At 66.5% G+C, this 17,998-nt stretch carries 15 protein-coding genes; 9 read left to right on the forward strand and 6 right to left on the reverse strand.

Annotated features, from left to right (window positions below; genetic code table 11):
* Nucleotides 1–6: 6 nt before the first annotated feature.
* Nucleotides 7–1,827, reverse strand: coding sequence for a translational GTPase TypA (typA, locus tag E1J61_RS24055; RefSeq protein WP_133096478.1), 1,821 nt, complete (start codon nucleotides 1,825–1,827; stop codon nucleotides 7–9).
* A 210-nt stretch (nucleotides 1,828–2,037) separates the two neighbouring features.
* On the opposite strand from typA, the gene E1J61_RS24060 reads away from it, so the two are divergent.
* From E1J61_RS24060 to E1J61_RS24100, 9 genes are all read left to right on the forward strand, one after another.
* Nucleotides 2,038–2,523 carry a MarR family winged helix-turn-helix transcriptional regulator gene (locus E1J61_RS24060; RefSeq protein WP_133096479.1) on the forward strand — a complete coding sequence of 162 codons (486 nt, stop codon included), beginning with the start codon at nucleotides 2,038–2,040 and terminating at the stop codon, nucleotides 2,521–2,523.
* A gap of 99 nt (nucleotides 2,524–2,622) precedes the next feature.
* Nucleotides 2,623–4,179: an AdeC/AdeK/OprM family multidrug efflux complex outer membrane factor gene (locus tag E1J61_RS24065; RefSeq protein WP_133096480.1), complete on the forward strand. Its 1,557-nt coding sequence runs from the start codon at nucleotides 2,623–2,625 to the stop codon at nucleotides 4,177–4,179.
* Between the two features lie 44 nt (nucleotides 4,180–4,223).
* The gene (locus E1J61_RS24070; RefSeq protein WP_133096481.1) at nucleotides 4,224–5,492 is read left to right on the forward strand and encodes an HlyD family efflux transporter periplasmic adaptor subunit; all 1,269 of its coding nucleotides are present in this window, start codon (nucleotides 4,224–4,226) and stop codon (nucleotides 5,490–5,492) included.
* A gap of 2 nt (nucleotides 5,493–5,494) precedes the next feature.
* Nucleotides 5,495–7,105 carry a DHA2 family efflux MFS transporter permease subunit gene (locus tag E1J61_RS24075; RefSeq protein ID WP_133096482.1) on the forward strand — a complete coding sequence of 537 codons (1,611 nt, stop codon included), beginning with the start codon at nucleotides 5,495–5,497 and terminating at the stop codon, nucleotides 7,103–7,105.
* Nucleotides 7,106–7,287: 182 nt separating this feature from the next.
* Nucleotides 7,288–8,076, forward strand: a complete 789-nt coding sequence (locus tag E1J61_RS24080) for an IclR family transcriptional regulator (RefSeq protein WP_133096483.1) — start codon at nucleotides 7,288–7,290, stop codon at nucleotides 8,074–8,076.
* A 21-nt stretch (nucleotides 8,077–8,097) separates the two neighbouring features.
* Complete coding sequence (pepE, locus tag E1J61_RS24085) at nucleotides 8,098–8,814, forward strand: dipeptidase PepE (RefSeq protein WP_133096484.1); 717 nt, start codon at nucleotides 8,098–8,100, stop codon at nucleotides 8,812–8,814.
* A gap of 37 nt (nucleotides 8,815–8,851) precedes the next feature.
* Nucleotides 8,852–9,775 (forward strand): DUF1177 domain-containing protein, encoded by a 924-nt coding sequence (locus E1J61_RS24090; protein WP_133096485.1) that lies wholly within the window; start codon nucleotides 8,852–8,854, stop codon nucleotides 9,773–9,775.
* Nucleotides 9,772–10,479 (forward strand): AroM family protein, encoded by a 708-nt coding sequence (locus tag E1J61_RS24095; protein ID WP_133096486.1) that lies wholly within the window; start codon nucleotides 9,772–9,774, stop codon nucleotides 10,477–10,479. The genes E1J61_RS24090 and E1J61_RS24095 overlap by 4 nt, the downstream gene beginning before the upstream one ends.
* Nucleotides 10,480–10,546: 67 nt before the next feature.
* Entirely contained in the window at nucleotides 10,547–11,539 is a 993-nt protein-coding gene (locus tag E1J61_RS24100; protein WP_133096487.1) for a tripartite tricarboxylate transporter substrate binding protein, read from the forward strand.
* Nucleotides 11,540–11,562: 23 nt separating this feature from the next.
* On the opposite strand, the gene truB is transcribed toward E1J61_RS24100, so the two are convergent.
* From truB to rimP, 5 genes are all read right to left on the reverse strand, one after another.
* Nucleotides 11,563–12,519 carry a tRNA pseudouridine(55) synthase TruB gene (truB, locus tag E1J61_RS24105; RefSeq protein WP_133096488.1) on the reverse strand — a complete coding sequence of 319 codons (957 nt, stop codon included), beginning with the start codon at nucleotides 12,517–12,519 and terminating at the stop codon, nucleotides 11,563–11,565.
* A gap of 85 nt (nucleotides 12,520–12,604) precedes the next feature.
* Nucleotides 12,605–12,973, reverse strand: a complete 369-nt coding sequence (gene rbfA / locus E1J61_RS24110) for a 30S ribosome-binding factor RbfA (protein ID WP_133096489.1) — start codon at nucleotides 12,971–12,973, stop codon at nucleotides 12,605–12,607.
* Nucleotides 12,974–13,032: 59 nt separating this feature from the next.
* Complete coding sequence (gene infB / locus E1J61_RS24115) at nucleotides 13,033–15,927, reverse strand: translation initiation factor IF-2 (RefSeq protein ID WP_133096490.1); 2,895 nt, start codon at nucleotides 15,925–15,927, stop codon at nucleotides 13,033–13,035.
* Between the two features lie 93 nt (nucleotides 15,928–16,020).
* Nucleotides 16,021–17,496 carry a transcription termination factor NusA gene (gene nusA, locus E1J61_RS24120; RefSeq protein ID WP_029046199.1) on the reverse strand — a complete coding sequence of 492 codons (1,476 nt, stop codon included), beginning with the start codon at nucleotides 17,494–17,496 and terminating at the stop codon, nucleotides 16,021–16,023.
* Nucleotides 17,493–17,981: a ribosome maturation factor RimP gene (rimP, locus tag E1J61_RS24125; RefSeq protein ID WP_029046198.1), complete on the reverse strand. Its 489-nt coding sequence runs from the start codon at nucleotides 17,979–17,981 to the stop codon at nucleotides 17,493–17,495. The genes nusA and rimP overlap by 4 nt, the downstream gene beginning before the upstream one ends.
* Nucleotides 17,982–17,998: the final 17 nt, after the last annotated feature.

Here is a 17,998-nt window from a genome sequence, read left to right on the forward strand (position 1 = left end):
AAGCGCTTATGCGCCTTCGCGTGCGGCACGCTTGCGCTCATGCTCCTTCAGGTGGCGCTTGCGCAGGCGAATGCTCTTCGGCGTGAGCTCGACCAGTTCGTCGTCGGCGATGAATTCCACCGCGTACTCGAGCGACATCTGGATCGGCGGCACCAGGCGCACGGCTTCATCGGTACCCGAAGCGCGCACGTTGGTCAGCTGCTTGCCCTTGATCGGGTTGACCACCAGGTCGTTGTCGCGGCTGTGGATGCCGATGATCATGCCTTCGTACAGCGCATCGCCCGGCTTGACGAACATGCGGCCACGGTCCTGCAGCTTCCACAGCGCGTAGGCCACCGCATCGCCGTCGTCCTGCGAGATCAGCACGCCGTTGTGGCGCTCGCCCAGGCCGCCTTCGCGCACCGGCGCGTAGTCGTCGAAGATATGGCTGATCAGGCCGGTGCCGCGCGTCAGCGTCAGGAACTCGCCCTGGAAGCCGATCAGGCCGCGGGCCGGGATGCGGTATTCCAGGCGGGTACGGCCCTTGCCGTCCGACGCCATGTCGAGCAGTTCGCCCTTGCGGCGGCCCAGCTCTTCCATCACGCCGCCCTGGTGGCTGTCTTCGACGTCCACGGTCAGCAGTTCGTACGGCTCGTGCTTGACGCCGTCGATTTCCTTGAACACCACGCGCGGACGCGACACGGCCAGCTCGTAGCCTTCGCGGCGCATGTTTTCCAGCAGGATGGTCAGGTGCAGTTCGCCGCGGCCCGACACTTCGAAGACGGTGTCGTCGCCGGTATCGGCCACGCGCAGCGCCACGTTCGACTTCAGTTCGCGGTCAAGGCGCTCGCGCAGCTGGCGGCTGGTCACGAACTTGCCTTCACGGCCTGCCAGCGGCGAAGTGTTGACGCAGAAGTTCATGGTCAGCGTCGGCTCGTCCACCTTCAGCATCGGCAGCGCGTCCTGGGCGTCCGGCGCGCACACGGTGCAGCCGATGCCCAGTTCTTCGATGCCGTTGATCAGCACGATGTCGCCGGCTTCGGCCTCGGGCACGATCTCGCGCTCCAGGCCCTGGAACTTCAGCACCTGGTTGATGCGGCCCTTGATCGGGTTGCCTTCCGGGCCGAACTTGACCACCACGTCCTGCAGCGGACGGGCGCGGCCACGCGAGATGCGGCCCACGCCGATCTTGCCGACGTAGCTGGAGTAGTCCAGCGAAATGATCTGCAGCTGCAGGGGGCCGTCCCGGTCGTCGTCACGCACCGGCACCTTGTCCAGCACGGTCTCGAACAGCGGCTTCATGTCGCCGTCGCGCACGTCTTCGGTAAGGCCGGCAAAGCCGTTCAGGCCCGATGCGTAGATCACCGGGAAGTCGAGCTGCTCATCGGTCGCACCCAGCTTGTCGAACAGGTCGAAGGTCTGGTTGATGACCCAGTCCGGGCGCGCGCCCGGACGGTCGATCTTGTTGACCACCACGATCGGCTTCAGGCCCAGCGCCAGCGCCTTGCGCGTGACGAAGCGGGTCTGGGGCATCGGGCCCTCGACCGCGTCGACCAGCAGCAGCACGCCGTCGACCATCGACAGCACGCGCTCCACTTCACCGCCGAAGTCGGCGTGGCCCGGGGTGTCGACAATGTTGATATGGGTGCCGTTGTATTCGACGGCACAGTTCTTCGCGAGAATCGTGATCCCGCGTTCCTTTTCCAGGTCGTTCGAGTCCATCACCCGCTCGGCGACTTGCTGGTTGTCGCGGAAGGTGCCTGCCTGGCGCAGGAGCTGGTCGACCAGGGTGGTCTTGCCATGATCGACGTGGGCGATGATGGCGATGTTTCGGATGGCGCGGGTCATTGCTGCGTCTCGCTAAGAGCGGCCCTCGCAAGGAGGGTCGGAGAATCTGAGGTAACCAAATATTCTAGCATGTTGCGGCGCAAGATGCGTTGACTCAACCGTCACTCCCTTAGCAAATATTATTTCACAAAACGAAATAACGAATTTCCGTTCTTGCGCATCCTTAAACATGAACATATATTTGCCTCAGCAAAGATTGCAAAGGCAAAGATGTCAAAGGACCCTACCTCCGGACCGTCGGCAGCAGATACCACACTGTTCGATCCCGCCAAGTACCAGATGTGCGACAGCGTCGGCTATCTGCTGCAACGCGCGAAGAACACGCTGGCACATAGCGTCGAGCAGGAGGTCAGCAGCCTGGACATCACGCATGCGCAGGCCAGCTGCCTGATCATGATTGCCACCGGGCGTGCCGCTACCGTCACAGATCTGGGGCGCGAACTGAACACCGACATGGGCTCGGTTACGCGTCTGCTGAGCCGCATGGAAAAACGCGGCCTGGTCGAACGCCAGCGCCGCGACGACGACCGCCGCGTGGTCGACCTGTTGCTGACCGAACAGGGCCAGGCCCTGGCAGACCGGCTGCCGACCATCTTCTGCAAAGTACTTTCCCAGCACTTCAGGGGGTTTTCCGCCGACGAACTCCAGTTGCTGAAGACCATGCTGCGCCGGGTCATCGATAACAACAGCGGCTAGCGGCATGCCGGCCGGAACCCGGCAAGGCAGACCGTCCGGCACGCCGGACCACACCGCACCACCCGTCACAAAGCATGGCTCCGCACACGGAGCGACACCATGAAACAAGCCCTCTCTTCACAAGCCCCCCTGTCGGCACGCCCGCACCAGCTGGCACGCCGCGCGGGCATGCTGGCAGTGACCGCCGTGGCCGCGGCAGTGCTGGCCGGCTGCGCCGCGCTCGGCAATTCGCACAGCACGCAGACCATGGCCGAGCCGGCCGCGATGGCCAGCTCGCAAACCCTGCCCGGCGAACACGGCCAGTGGCCCACGCAGGACTGGGTAGACCAGTTCAAGGACCCGCAGCTGAGCGCGCTGGTTGATGAAGCGGTCAAGGACAACCCCAGCCTGCAGGCTGCGTTTGCGCGTGTGGAAGCTTCGCGCGCCATGGCCGATGCCACCCGCAGCGCGCTATATCCGCACGTGGAGTTCGAAGGCAGCCTGATCCGCCAGCGCTTCTCCGAGAAGGATCTGTTCGAAGGCACGCCGCTGGCCGGCTCGTGGCAGAACCAGTCGCGGCTGCAGGTCGGCCTGTCCTATGACTTCGACTTCTGGGGCAAGAACCGCGACGCGCTCGAAGCCGCGCTGTCGGACGACCGTGCCGCCGAGGCGGAAAGCCAGGCCTCGCGCCTGATCCTGGCGACCTCGATCGCGCGCAACTACGCCCGCCTGGCCGCGCTGTATGCCCAGCGCGACGTCGCCGAGCGCGCCATCGCGCAGCGCCGCGACCTGACCGAGCTGTCGCGCCAGCGGCTGGCCGCCGGCCTGGACACGCAGGTCGAGACCACGCAGGCACGCGGCACCGTGGCCGCGTCGCAGACCGACCTGCAGCGCGTCGACGAAGAGATCGCGCTGGCCCGCAACCAGCTCGCCGCGCTGCTGGGCAAGGGCCCGGACCGCGGCTTGCAGATCCAGCCGCCGGTGCTGCTGGCCCAGTCCACACCCACCCTGCCCGACGACCTGACCATCGGCCTGCTTGGCCGCCGTCCCGACCTGGTGGCTGCGCGCTGGCGCGTCGAAGCGGCATCCAAGGACATCAATGTCGCCAAGAAGGAATTCCTGCCCGACGTCAGCCTGACAGCGTTCGCCGGCCTGGCCGCGCTGGACCCGTCCAATCTGCTGATGGGCATCAGCCGCACCTTCGGCATCGGCCCGACCATCCGTCTGCCGATCTTCGAGGGCGGCAGGCTGCGCGCCAACCTGAAGGGCAAGTATGCCGGCTATGACATCGCCGTGGCCAACTACAACCAGGCGCTGGTCGATGCGCTGCGCGAAACCGCCGACACCATGACCAGCATCCGCAGCGTCGACAAGCAGATCGAGAGCCAGCGCGAAGCACTGGACCTGGCCGAGCACGCCTACGTACTGGCGACCACGCGCTACAAGGCGGGCCTGGGCACGCAGCTGACCGTGCTGAACGCGGAAAGCAACGTGCTGCAGCAGCGCCGGCTCGCGACCGACCTGCAGGCACGCCGCCTCGACTTGCAGATGGGCCTGATGAAGGCCCTCGGCGGCGGCTACCAGGAACCTGCCGAAGGCGAAGAGAGCCACGCCGGCCACAGCCAGGCCGGCACGGCGCAGCAACAGGACAAGACCCAGGCGGGCGCCCGCGGCTGATCCGCGCACCCAGTGATTGCAGACAGGATTCACCAGAGAACATCATGAGCAACAACCAGCAAGCGGCCGGCACCAGCAATCCCCAGCAAGCCCCGGCCCCCAACGGCAACGGCCAGCGCAAGCGCATGCTGCTGTCGCTGACCGCGGCGATCGTTGTCGCCGGCATCGGCTACGGCGTGTACTGGGGCATGTACGCCCGCCATTTCGAAACCACCGACGATGCCTACGTCGCCGGCAACGTGGTGCAGGTGACCCCGCTGGTCGCCGGTACGGTGGTGTCGATCGCCGCCGACGACACGCAACTCGTCACCGCCGGCCAGCCGCTGATCCAGCTGGACCGCGCCGATACCCAGGTGTCGCTGGAACAGGCCGAGGCGCAGCTGGCGCAGGCCGTGCGCGAGGTGCGCACGCTGTACGTCAACAACGGCTCGCTCGCCGCCAATGTGGCGCTGCGCGAGGCCGATGTCGCCAAGGCGCGCGAAGACCTGCGCCGCCGCCAGGCCATCGCCGGCTCGGGCGCGGTCTCCAATGAAGAAATCTCGCACGCGCAGGCGGCGGTCAAGGCCGCCGAATCGGCGCTGCTGGCAGCGCGCGAGCAGCTGGCCTCGAACAAGGTGCTGACCGACCAGACCACCGTGGAAAAGCACCCTAACGTGCAGCGCGCCGCCGCCAACCTGCGCTCGGCCTACCTGTCGTTCGCGCGCTCGACCATGCCGGCGCCGGTGACCGGCTACGTGGCCAAGCGCTCGGTGCAGGTGGGCCAGCGCGTGGCCGCGGGCGCGCCGCTGATGGCGGTGGTGCCACTGGACCAGGTCTGGGTCGACGCCAACTTCAAGGAAGTGCAGATCACCCATATGCGCATCGGCCAGCCGGTGACGCTGGAGGCTGACGTGTACGGCTCCAAGGTCGAGTACAAGGGCAAGGTCGCGGGCTTCTCGGCCGGTACCGGTTCCGCCTTCTCGCTGCTGCCGGCACAGAACGCCACCGGCAACTGGATCAAGGTGGTGCAGCGCCTGCCGGTGCGTATCGCGCTGGATCCGCAGCAGCTCAAGGACCACCCGCTGCGCGTGGGCCTGTCGATGACGGTGAAGGTCGACGTGCGCCGCGAGGAAGGCGCCGCCATGGCCAACGCCGCGCCGGCCAGGCCGATGCAGACCGACGTCTATGACAAGGTGGCGCAGGACGCCGACCAGCTGATCGCCCAGATCATCACCGCCAACAACGGCGGCCGCGCCGCCAGCCTGCCCGCCACCAATGGGACTGACGGCGCCAGCGCGGCCAACAACGCCAACGCCAAGCCTGCCCGCACCTGATCATGGCCAACTCCATCACCGCCGCGCAGTCCGGCGCCGGCACGCCGGCGCGGCCTGCCGCGCCGCTGGCGCCGCAACAGCCGCAGCCGCTGACCGGCGGCAAGCTGGTGATCGGCACCATCGCGCTGTCGCTGGCCACGTTCATGAACGTGCTGGACTCGTCGATCGCCAACGTGTCGATCCCGGCAATCTCGGGCGACCTCGGCGTGGCGCCCAACCAGGGCACCTGGGTCATCACCTCGTTCGCGGTGGCCAATGCGATCTCGGTGCCGCTGACCGGCTGGCTGACCACGCGCTTCGGCGCGGTGCGGCTGTTCATCACGTCGATCCTGCTGTTCGTGCTGGCGTCGTGGCTGTGCGGCGTCGCGCCCAACCTGGAAACGTTGCTGGCCGCGCGGGTCCTGCAAGGGGCGGTGGCGGGGCCGATGATCCCGCTGTCGCAGTCGCTGCTGCTGTCGAGCTATCCGCCGGCGAAGAGCACCATGGCGCTGGCGCTGTGGGGCATGACCACGCTGGTGGCGCCCATCATGGGCCCGCTGCTGGGCGGCTGGATCTCCGACAACATGACGTGGCCGTGGATCTTCTACATCAACGTGCCGGTGGGGATCATCACCGCCTACGCCACCTGGGCCATCTACAAGGACCGCGAGACGCCGACCAAGGTGCTGCCGATCGACCGCATCGGCCTGGCGCTGCTGGTGATCTGGGTGGGGTCGATGCAGCTGATGCTCGACAAGGGCAAGGAGCTGGACTGGTTCCACTCCACCGAGATCGTGGTGCTGACGCTGGTCGCCATTGTCGGCTTCCTGTTCTTCCTGGCATGGGAGAGCTATGAGAAGCATCCGATCGTCGACATCAGCCTGTTCAAGGGCCGCAACTTCAGCTCGGGGGTGATCGCCATCTCGGTGGCATACGGGCTGTTCTTCGGCAACCTGGTAATCCTGCCGCTGTGGCTGCAGACCATCGTCGGCTATACGGCGACGGATGCCGGCATCGTGATGGCGCCGGTGGGAATCTTCGCGATCCTGCTATCGCCGGTGATCGGGCGCAACCTGCCGAAGATGGATGCGCGCTGGGTCGCAACGGCCGCGTTCATCACCTTCGGCATCGTCAGCCTGATGCGTTCGGGCTTCACCACGCAGGTCGATACCTGGACGCTGATGGTGCCGACGCTGATCCAGGGCGCGGCGATGGCGATGTTCTTTATCCCGCTGACGTCGATCATCCTGTCGGGACAGCCGGCCGAGAAGATTCCGGCGGCATCGGGCTTGTCGAACTTCGTGCGGATTACCTTCGGCGGCATCGGCGCCTCGATCTCGACCACGGTATGGGAAAACCGCACGGCGCTGCACCACGCGCAGCTGGTCGAGCAGGTGAACCCGTACAACCCGGCCTATCAGGGCCAGCTCAGCCACCTGACGCAGATGGGCATGAGCCAGGCGCAGGCCGTGGGGGTGATCGAGCGCAACATCAGCCAGCAGGCAGCCATGCTGGGCGCCAACGATATCTTCTGGATCTCGGGGATGCTGTTCTTCGTGCTGATCGGCTTTGTCTGGCTCACGCGGCCAGCCAAGGGCGGCGGCGGTTCGGCGGACGCGATGGCGGCACACTGACGCATACACCTGCTTAGGGACAAAGGGACGCTTGCGAGCGTCCCTTTTTTGTCTTCTCGCCGGAACCCACCGGCACCCCTTGTATTCCGGCCTCGGCCGTCCTATGATTTCCAAACCGATTTACGGAACCACGGTTCCTAAAAACGGAACCAAACGGAAAACCAAAGAGACGGAGCGACGGTGTGAGCATTCTCGAGGGCGTGGAAAGCGTGCTGGCCATGTTCGAACAAGGCCGGCACGAAGTCACGTTCAACGACGTCATTGACGAACTCGGCCTGGCCAAGAGTTCGGCTTCGCGGCTGCTGGCGCAGATGGTGCGCTACCGGCTGCTGGAGCTGCAGCCATCGACGCGGCGCTACCGCCCCGGGACGCTGCTGATCCGCGCCGCCCAGGCGGCGACACAGGCGCATCCGTTCGACGAGCAATGCCGGGCGATCCTGGCCGCGCTGTCTGACTCCACCGGCTTCACCGCCTACCTGTCGATGCTCGACGGCACCGACACCGTGGTCCTGCAGCGCCTGAACGGCAGCAACCCGGTGCAAGTGCTGTCGCCGCCAGGCGCGCGCCGGCCGGCATTCACCACCGCGATGGGCCGCGTCCTGCTCTCGCGCCTGCCGGAAGCCGAATTCAGCGCACGCTATGGCACTTCCGGCGCGCGCAAATTGCCCGAGGCGCCGGCTGGCTGCCCCGCTACCGTGGCCGAACTGGCCGAGCGCGTGGCAAGCGCCAGCCGCGAGCGCAGCGCGATCGCCGTGAATGAAGGCATGCCGGGCATTGGCGCCGTGGCCACCACGCTGGCCGATCCGCTTTCCGGAGATGTGCGCGGCCTGTGCCTGTCGTTCACCGCGATGCAGGTCAGCCAGGCCCAGGCCCACGCGCTGCGTGAAACGCTGGTGCAGGCAGTGGCGCCGGTCGGGCAGCGCATCGGCGATCCGCTCTGGCTTCATCCCGGCGACACCGCCGGGCAATAGCAATCCCGGCAGCTCAATCCCATGGAACTCCTGTTACTCAGCAACTCCACCAGCGACGCGGGCTACCTCGTCCATGCCCACGACGCGCTCCGCGAACTGGCCGGCGGGCGCACCCGCGCCTGCTTCCTCCCGTTCGCCGGCGTCACGCGCGACTGGGACACCTATGAAGCGCTGGTGCGCGACGCGCTGGCCCCGGCCGGCATCGAAGCGCACTCGCCCCACCGGCTCTCCGATGCCGAATGCGTGCGGGCCGTGGAAGCGGCCGAACTGATCGTCATCGGCGGCGGCAACACCTTCCGCCTGCTGCAATGCCTGCGCGAACGCGGCCTGCTGCCCGTCATCGCGCGCCAGGTGGCTGCGGGCGCGGCGCGCTATATCGGCTGGAGCGCCGGCACCAACGTCGCTTGCCCGACCATCCGCACCACCAACGACATGCCGGTCGCCGACCCCGGCGGCCTCGATGCGCTCGCGCTGGTCCCATTCCAGATCAACCCGCACTACTTCAACCTGATGGTGCCCGGCTTCCGCGGCGAAACGCGTGACCAGCGGCTGGCCGAGTTCACGGTGCTGCAGCCGCAGATGCCGGTGCTGGGCTTGCCCGAAGGCAACTGGGTGCGCGTATCGGGCGATCGCATGGAGATGGGCGGCGCGCATGGCGCACGCTGGTTCCTTGGCCAGGAGATCGTAGACGTCGCCCCCGGCGCATTGTCCGTGCCGGCCTGCGCCGCTGCCATCTGAGCCATCGCAATACAGGAAAGCAAGGAACCCAAGCAAGATGTCCGTCAAGCAGGTGATTGAATCGATCGAGCTGCTGTCCGCAGCCAATGTCGACGGCGCAGCCGTTGCCACTTTGCTGCGCGCGCGCGGCATCAGCGACGTAACGGTGACGCGCGTGGAAGAGAACGGCCTCTGCACCGACTTCCTCGCCTGCACCCTGCCCGGCCGCAATCCCGACGCGCCCGCGCTGGGCGTGGTCGGCCGCCTCGGCGGCGTGGGCGCACGCCCGGCCGTGACCGGCCTGGTGTCCGATGCCGACGGTGCCATCGTCGCGGTCGCCACCGCGCTGAAGCTGGCCGACATGGCCGCCGGCGGCGACGTGCTGGCCGGCCCGGTCCGCATCCACACCCACATCTGCCCGCATGCCGCCACCCGGCCGCACCAGCCGGTGCCAATGATGAGGTCGCCCTTCGCCATGCGCACGATGATGTCGCACGAGGTCCATCCGCAAATGGCGGCGATCCTGTCGGTCGACACCACGCGCGGCAACCGCTTCGTCAACCGGCGCGGCGTCGCGCTGACGCCGGTGGCCAAGGAGGGCTGGCTGCTGCGCCTGCCCGAACGCATGCTGGACCTGATCGGCTGGGTCAGCGGCGAGCTGCCGGTGGTGCTGCCGCTGACCACGCAGGACATCACGCCCTACGAGAACGGGCTGTGGCACGTCAATTCGATCATGCAGCCCGCCATCGTCACCGATGCACCGGTGGTCGGCGTGGCGCTGACCGCGCAGACCACGGTGCCTGGCTGCGCGACCGGCGTGACCAATGCCCATGACCTGGATGTGGCCACGCGCTTCTGTATCGAGGTCGCGAAGCTGTTCGGCCAGGGCCAGTGCGCCTTCTACGACGTGGACGAGTGGGCCGAACTGCAGCGGCGCTATGGGTCGCTGGCACACCTGCAGACCGTCGGGGTAGCGGCATGACCGCCACCGCCGGACGGCTGCCGCGCGTGGCCTTCGTCACCATCGGCCAGGCGCCGCGGACCGACGTGGTGCCGCAGATGCTGGCCGATCTGGGCTTGCCGGTGGCGGCGGAAGAATTCGGCATCCTCGACGACCTCGAGGCGGGCCAGATCGCCGCACTCGCCCCCACAGAGCGCGAGTATCGCTTTGCCAGCCGCCTGCGCGACGGCTCGCAGGCGGTGATGGGCAAGCCGGTGGCCGAGGCCATGCTCGCGCGGCTGATGGCATCGCTGGACGATGGCCGCTTCGACGCACTGGTGCCGCTATGCACTGGCACCGCGCTGCCGCCGATGCGCACGCTGGTGATCGAGCCGCAGCAAGTGGTGGATCACCTGACCGTCGCGCTCGCCCGGGGATGCAAGCGGCTCGGCATCGTGCTGCCCCTCGAAGTCCAGGTCGGCAGCTTTCACCTGATCGAGCCGGTGTCCTGCGAACTGCGCGTGACGCATGCCTCGCCTTATAAAGACACCGGCACCGGCCGCTTCGCGCAGGCCGGCGCGACGCTGCGCGGCTGCGACCTGGTGGTGATGCACTGCATGGGGTACACCGAGGCGATGCGGGCCGAAGTCGCGCGCCATGCCGGCGCGCCGGTGGTGCTCTCGAACCGGATGGTGGCCAGGCTGCTCGGCCAGGTGCTGGAAGGCCGCGCCGGAAGCCGCCTGTGATGTGGCTTACGGGTAAGGGCAAGCCCGCTGACAGATTGCCCGTGACACTGCTGGAGTGGAAGTAACGATGGAAAAGGTGGCGAAGTGGATGGGGCCGCTGCTGCGCGGCATGGTGTGCATGAGCCTGGGCGCGGTAGCGGCCACGGGCGCGCATGCGCAGGAGTGGAAGCCGTCGAAGCCGGTGCGGTTGCTGGTGGGCTTCGCGCCGGGCGGTTCTGCCGACCTGCTGGCGCGACTGGTGCAGGGACCGTTGTCCGAAAGCCTCGGTGTGCCGGTGGTGGTGGAAAACGTCCCGGGCGCGGGCGGCAACATCGCTGCCGACAAGCTGGCCAAGGCGCCGGCTGACGGCTACACCATCGGCATGGGCGCGGCCGGTGCGATGGCGGTCACGCATGTGCTCAACGCGAAGGGCACGCCGTACAAGGCGGACGATTTCACGCCGATCGCCATGCTGGCGACGCAGCCCAACGTAGTGATCATCAACCCGGCATTGCCGGTCAGGTCGATGGCCGACTTCACCGCGTACGTGAAGAAGACGCCGCAGGTCACCTATGGCACGGCGGGCGTCGGCACGTCCAACCACCTGATCGCCGAGACCATGCTGCACCGCCTCGGCGTCGACATGGTCCACGCGCCGTACAAGGGCGCCACGCCGGTGATCACCGACCTGATGGGCGGCCATATCGCCATGACCGTGGACAACATCACCACGGCGGCATCGCTGGCCAAGTCCGGCAAGGTCCGCGCCATCGCCGTCACCGGCAGCAAGCGCTCGCCGCTGTTGCCCGACGTGCCGACGCTGGCCGAGAGCGGCCTGAAGGATTTCAATATGCCGACCTGGCAAGGGATCTTCGGCCCGAAGGACCTGCCCAAGCCGATCGTGGCCCGCTACAACCAGGCACTGGTGAAGGCGCTGGCGAATCCGGAAGTGAAGAAGAAGATGGCGGAGTTCGGCTCCGAGCCGGTCGGCGACACGCCCGAGCACTTCGCCGGGTTCCTGGCGCAGGATCGCAAGATGTGGGCCGACGTGATCAAGGCAGCAAAAATCACGCTCGACTGATCGCTCCCGGCGAGGAGCGGCGCCTACAGCTTGACCAGCCGCTCCGGCCGCAAGGCTCCCTCGCGCATGCGAGCAACGCCGAGCAGGCGCGCCGGCGCGCCGGCATAGACGCGCGCCAGCACGCCTTCCGCGATATCGGTGCCATCGGGCAGGTCCCGGTGCGCAATGCGCTGTCCCTGCAGGAAGCGCGCAGCGGCAGCTTCGTCCAGCGTCACGGGCGGACTTTTCTGCAGCAAGGCGTCGACGGGGGCCAGCATGTCCGGCCGCGCGGCATCGTCCTGTTGCTCGATCTGCTCGAGCGTCACCGCGCCGTCCAGCGTCAGGTCGCCCACGGCAATGCGGCGCAGGCCGGTCAGGTGGGCGCCGCAGCCCAGCGCCTCGCCGATATCCTCGGCCAGCGTGCGGATGTAGGTGCCCTTGCTGCAGGTCACGCGCATGGTGAACGCGGCCGTGCTGAACGCCGGGGGCAGCGCGCAACCCAGCAGTTCGATCGCATGGATGGTGACGCGGCGCGCGGCGCGCTCGACCGTCTGCCCAGCGCGCGCGTACTCATACAGCGGGCGGCCATCCTTCTTCAGCGCCGAATGCATCGGCGGCACCTGTTCGATCTCGCCGGTAAAGCGCGCCAGCGCCTGCTCCACCGCGGCGCGGTCGCAGGTCACCTCACGGACATCGAGCAACTCGCCCTCGGCGTCGCCAGTACTGGAGCGCGCACCCAGCCGCACCACGGCGTCATAGGTCTTGTCCGCTTCCAGCAGGTCCTGCGAAAACTTGGTGGCCTCGCCAAAGCACAGTGGCAGCAGGCCGGTGGCCAGCGGATCGAGCGTGCCGGTATGCCCGGCCTTGTTGGCGCGCAACAGGCGCTTGGCGCGCACCAGCGCATCGTTGGACGACAGGCCCAGCGGCTTGTCGAGCAGCAGCACACCATGGACATCGCGGCGCGGCAGGCGCGGCGGACGGGCGGCGTTGGAATCGGTCATCGGAGGAAACAGGAGCGACGCTGATGCGGCGCGGCGTGCGACCCTGGCGGTCGCGTTGCCCATGCCTGGCGGCACGGGCACCGGCTCAGTCGTCTTTCGAACGCGTGGCGTTCGCTTCGTTGATCAGCTTGGACATCTCGATCGCGTGTTCGACCGAGGTGTCGTGCAGGAAGCGCAGCGTCGGCACGGTATGGATGTGCAGGCGCTTGTACAGCAGCGAGTGCAGGAAGCCGGCCTTCTCGTTGAGGATGGCTTCGGCCGTTGCCGGCTCGGCACCCAGCACGGTGAAGTGCACCTTGGCGTGGGCATAGTCCGGCGTCAGCGTGACCGACTGCAGCGTGACCAGGCCCAGGCGCGGGTCGCGCAGCTCGTGCTGGATCATCTCGGCCAGGTCCTTCTGGATCTGGTCGGAGATGCGGAGGTTGCGGGAGGAGATATTGCCTTTCTTGGCCATTCAATACTGTTCTGCTGAGATGACAACGGCAGGCCGAGGCCTGCCGTTGCTTGCGACGCTTACAGCGTACGCGCCACCTCGGTGATTTCGTACACTTCGAGCTGGTCGCCTTCCTGAACATCGTTGAAGTTCTTGATCGACAGACCGCACTCGAAGCCTTGCTTCACTTCCTTGACGTCGTCCTTGAAGCGCTTCAGCGAATCGAGCTCGCCGCTGAAGATGACCACGTTGTTGCGCAGCACGCGCACCAGCGAACTCCGCTTGACCACGCCATCGGTGACCATACAGCCCGCCACCGCGCCGACCTTCGGCACACGGAAGACCTGGCGCACCTCGACCGTGCCGGTCGTGGTCTCGCGCTTCTCCGGCGCCAGCATGCCCGACATCGCCGCCTTGATCTCGTCTACCGCATCGTAAATGATGTTGTAGTAGCGGATATCGATGCCGTTGTGCTCGGCCAGCTTGCGCGCGCCAGCGTCGGCACGCACGTTGAAGCCGATGATGACCGCCTTCGAGGCCGTCGCCAGGTTGACGTCGGACTCGGAGATGCCACCCACGCCGCCGTGCACGATCTGCACGCGCACTTCGGCGGTCGACAGCTTCTGCAGCGATTGCACCAGCGCTTCCTGCGAACCCTGCACGTCGGCCTTGACGATCAGCGGCAGCGTTTGCACTTCGCCTTCCGTCATCTGCTCGAGCATGTTCTCCAGCTTGGCGGCCTGTTGCTTGGCCAGCTTCACATCGCGGAACTTGCCCTGGCGGAACAGCGCGATTTCGCGCGCCTTGCGCTCGTCCGGCAGCACCAGCACTTCCTCGCCGGCGGCAGGCACTTCCGACAGGCCCTGGATTTCCACCGGGATCGACGGGCCGGCTTCCTTGGTCGGCTTGCCGTTCTCGTCCAGCATGGCACGCACGCGGCCATAGGCGCTGCCAGCCAGGACCACGTCGCCACGCTTGAGCGTGCCGCTGCTGACCAGGATGGTAGCGATCGGGCCCTTGCCCTTGTCGAGCTGGGCTTCCACCACCAGGCCCTTGGCCGGGGCGTCGACCGGCGCCTTCAGTTCCAGCACTTCAGCTTGCAGCGACACCTGCTCCAGCAGGTCTTCGATACCGGTACCGGCCTTGGCGGACACCGGCACGAACGGCGAATCGCCGCCGTACTCTTCCGGCACCACCTGCTCGGCCACCAGTTCCTGCTTGACGCGGTCCGGGTTGGCTTCGGGCTTGTCGATCTTGTTGATCGCCACCACGATGGGCACGCCGGCAGCCTTGGCGTGCGCAATCGCTTCCTTGGTCTGCGGCATCACGCCGTCGTCGGCCGCGACCACCAGGATCACGATGTCGGTCGCCTTGGCACCGCGGGCACGCATGGCCGTAAAGGCCTCGTGACCCGGGGTGTCCAGGAACGTGATCACGCCGCGGTCGGTTTCCACGTGGTAGGCACCGATGTGCTGCGTAATGCCGCCGGCTTCGCCCGCGGCAACCTTGGTGCGGCGGATGTAGTCCAGCAGCGAGGTCTTGCCGTGGTCGACGTGACCCATCACGGTCACCACCGGCGGACGCGGCAGCAGTTCGGCGTCGGTGTGCTCTTCACCGTCCACCACCAGCAGCGCTTCCGGATCGTCCAGCTTGGCGGCGAACGCCTTGTGGCCCATTTCTTCCACCACGATCATGGCGGTTTCCTGGTCCAGCACCTGGTTGATCGTCACCATCTGGCCGAGCTTCATCATCTGCTTGATGACCTCGGACGCCTTCACGGCCATCTTGTGGGCAAGATCCGCCACCGAGATGGTTTCCGGCACGTGCACTTCACGCACCACCGGTTCGGTCGGCGCCTGGAAGCTGCTGCGGCTGTCGTCATGCTGCTGCTGACGGCCGCCGCGGCCACGCGGGCCACCGCGCCAGCCGCCCACGCCGCCCGACGAATCGCCGCGCGTCTTCAGGCCACCGCCCTTCTTGCGGCTGCCTTCGTCCTGCCACGTGCCAGGCTTACCCACCTTGCCCTTCTTGTCGGCGGTGGTGGTGGTCGTGGCCGTGGTGGCGGGCTTCTTGTCGCCAGCCTTGGCTTCGGTCGCGGTCGCGGAAGCCGGCTTGACCGGCTTGTGCAGCGTGCCGGTCTGCTCGGCCTTCTTTTCTTCGGCCTTGCGCTCGGACGGCGCCTTCAACACGCGAGCCGGCGCATTCAGCATCTGCTGGATGGCGCGGGCTTCGGCTTCGGCAGCCTCGCGGCGCTTGCGCGCGGCAATCTCTTGTTCGGCACGGGCCTTGTCGGCGGCAGCCTTGGCCTCGTCGGCGGCCTTCTGGGCCTCGGCGCGCTCGGCGGCCACACGGGCCTTCTCGTCCTCGGCCTTCTTGCGCGAGGAGTCTTCCGCAGCCTCGGTCACGGCACGCGACGCAGCAGCCTCTTCCTCCGCCTTCTTGGCGGCGAGTTCGGCCTGGCGGCGCTGTTCCGCTTCCAGGGCTTCCTGGCGGGCACGGCGCTCGGCTTCCTCGCGCTCGGCAGCCTCGCGGGCGGCCTTGGCTTCGGCTTCCTGGCGCGCCAGCAGTTCGGCCTGGCGTCGTTCTTCCTCTTCGCGGCGTGCCTGCTCGGCCGTGTCGACAACCGGGGGCTGAGCCTCGGCCGTATCAGCGTGCGCCTCGGGGTGGGCTTCGTCGCGCTTGATCAGGACGCGCTTCTTGCGCACTTCGACCTGGACCGTGCGGGTCTTGCCGGCGCCATCCGACTGGCGGATCTCGGACGTCTCGCGCTTCGTCAGCGTGATCTTCTTCCGGGAGCTGTCGTCGGCCTGGCCGTGCGAACGCTTCAGATAGTCCAGCAGCCTGGTCTTATCCGATTCCGTGATGATGTCTTCTGGCGCAGCTTTGCCCACCCCAGCCGCCTGCAATTGTTCCAGCAGGGCAGCTGCGCTGCGACTCAGTTCTGCGGCCAGTTGGGCAACTGTTGTGCTTGCCATTCAAACCCTTTCAATGCTTGGTGTCTTCGTCGGGACAAATCGTATGCGGAAAGCGCGCCCGGGCTGGTATTGGCCAGCCCGGCCCCGTGTCCCTCAGTTGAACCAATGTTCCCGTGCTTTCATGATCAGCGCCTTGGCTTCTTCCTCGGTGACGCCGGTCATCTCGACCAGTTCGTCGACGGCCAGTTCGGCCAGGTCGTCACGCGTGTGGATATCACCTTCGGCCAGCTTGCCGATCAGTTCCGGGTTCAGGCCGTCGAGCGAGCGCAGATCCTGCGACACCTCTTCCACCTTTTCTTCCCGGGCCAGTTCCATCGTCAGGAGCGCATCACGCGCGCGGTTGCGCAGCTCGTTGACGGTGTCTTCGTCAAAGGCCTCGATCTCCATCATTTCACTGATGGGGACATAGGCCACTTCTTCCAGCGTGGAGAAGCCTTCCTCGATCAGGATGTCTGCCACTTCCTCATCCACGTCCAGCTTGGACATGAACAGCTTGCGCACGACATCGCTCTCTTCGGCCTGCTTCTGCGCCGATTCTTCCTGCGTCATGATGTTGATCTGCCAGCCGGTCAGCTCGGACGCCAGGCGTACGTTCTGACCACTGCGGCCGATGGCGACGGCGAGGTTTTCCTCGTCGACCACCACGTCCATGCTGTGCTTCTCTTCATCGACCACGATCGACTGCACTTGCGCAGGTGCCAGTGCGCCGATCACAAACTGCGCCGGGTCTTCCGACCACAGCACGATATCCACGGCCTCGCCGCCGATCTCGTTGCGCACCGCGGTCACGCGCGTACCGCGCACGCCCACGCAGGTGCCGATCGGGTCGATGCGCTTGTCATGCGCCACCACCGCGATCTTGGCACGCACGCCCGGATCACGCGCGGCGGCCTTGATTTCCAGCAGGCCCTGCTCCATTTCCGGCACTTCGTTTTCGAAGAGCTTGATCAGGAACTCGGGGGCCGTGCGCGACAACTCGATCTGCGGGCCGCGCGCGGCGCGGTCCACGTTCAGGATATAGGCACGCACGCGATCGCCGGTGCGCAGGTTTTCCTTCGGGATGATCTGGTCGCGGGCCAGCAGCGCTTCGACGCGGCCGGATTCCACGATCAGGCCCTTCTTGTCGGCGCGCTTGACCGTGCCGGTCATGATCTTCTCGCCGCGATCCAGGTAGTCGTTCAGGATCTGCTCGCGCTCGGCGTCGCGGATGCGCTGCAGGATCACCTGCTTGGCTGCCTGCGCGCCGATACGGCCGAACTCGACCGACTCGATCTGCTGCTCGATGTAGTCGCCAAGCTCAAGGCTGGGGTTCTCATCGCGGGCTTCGAACAGAAGGATTTGCTTGTCCGGCTCCTGCAGGCCCTGCTCGTCGGGAACGACCAGCCAGCGGCGGAAGGTTTCATGCTCGCCCGACTCGCGATCGATCGCGACCCGGATATCCACGTCTTCTTCGAAACGCTTCTTGGTGGCCGAGGCGAGCGCCGCCTCCAGGGCACCGAATACCACATCCTTGTCGACGTTCTTCTCACGCGCAAGCGCATCGACGAGCAACAGAACTTCGCGGCTCATTGCTTGTTCCCTTTTCTTTGATTTCCTTTGAAGTCGAATACCGGCACCAGGCGTGCCTTGTCGACATCGGATACGGCAAATTCCAGCAGTGCCGGGCCATCCTTGCCCTCGAACTCCAGGCCGACCTTCTCCGCGCCAGCCTCGCCGGCCGGTTCGCGCAGGATGCCCGTGAAGTTCTTCTGCCCGTTCACCGGCAGGCGCAGCGTCACGCGCGCCTCGGCGCCGGCAAAGCGGACGTAGTCGGCCAGCTTCTTCAGCGGCCGGTCCAGTCCGGGCGACGAGACCTCGAGGCGTTCGTAGTCGACGTTCTCGACCGTGAACACGTGGGTGAGCTGGCGGCTCACCTTTTCACAATCCTCGATGGCGATGCCGGTTTCAGGCTGATCGATATAGACACGCAGCAATCCGGCCGGGGCACGCTCGAGCTCAACCAGCTCATATCCCATGCCGTTAAGGGTGGTTTCGATCAAATCTGCCAGATGCACTGTTATCCCGAGTAATG

Origin of the sequence: Cupriavidus sp. L7L (assembly GCF_004353535.1) — a bacterium.
Taxonomy (GTDB): Bacteria; Pseudomonadota; Gammaproteobacteria; order Burkholderiales; family Burkholderiaceae; genus Cupriavidus; species Cupriavidus oxalaticus_A.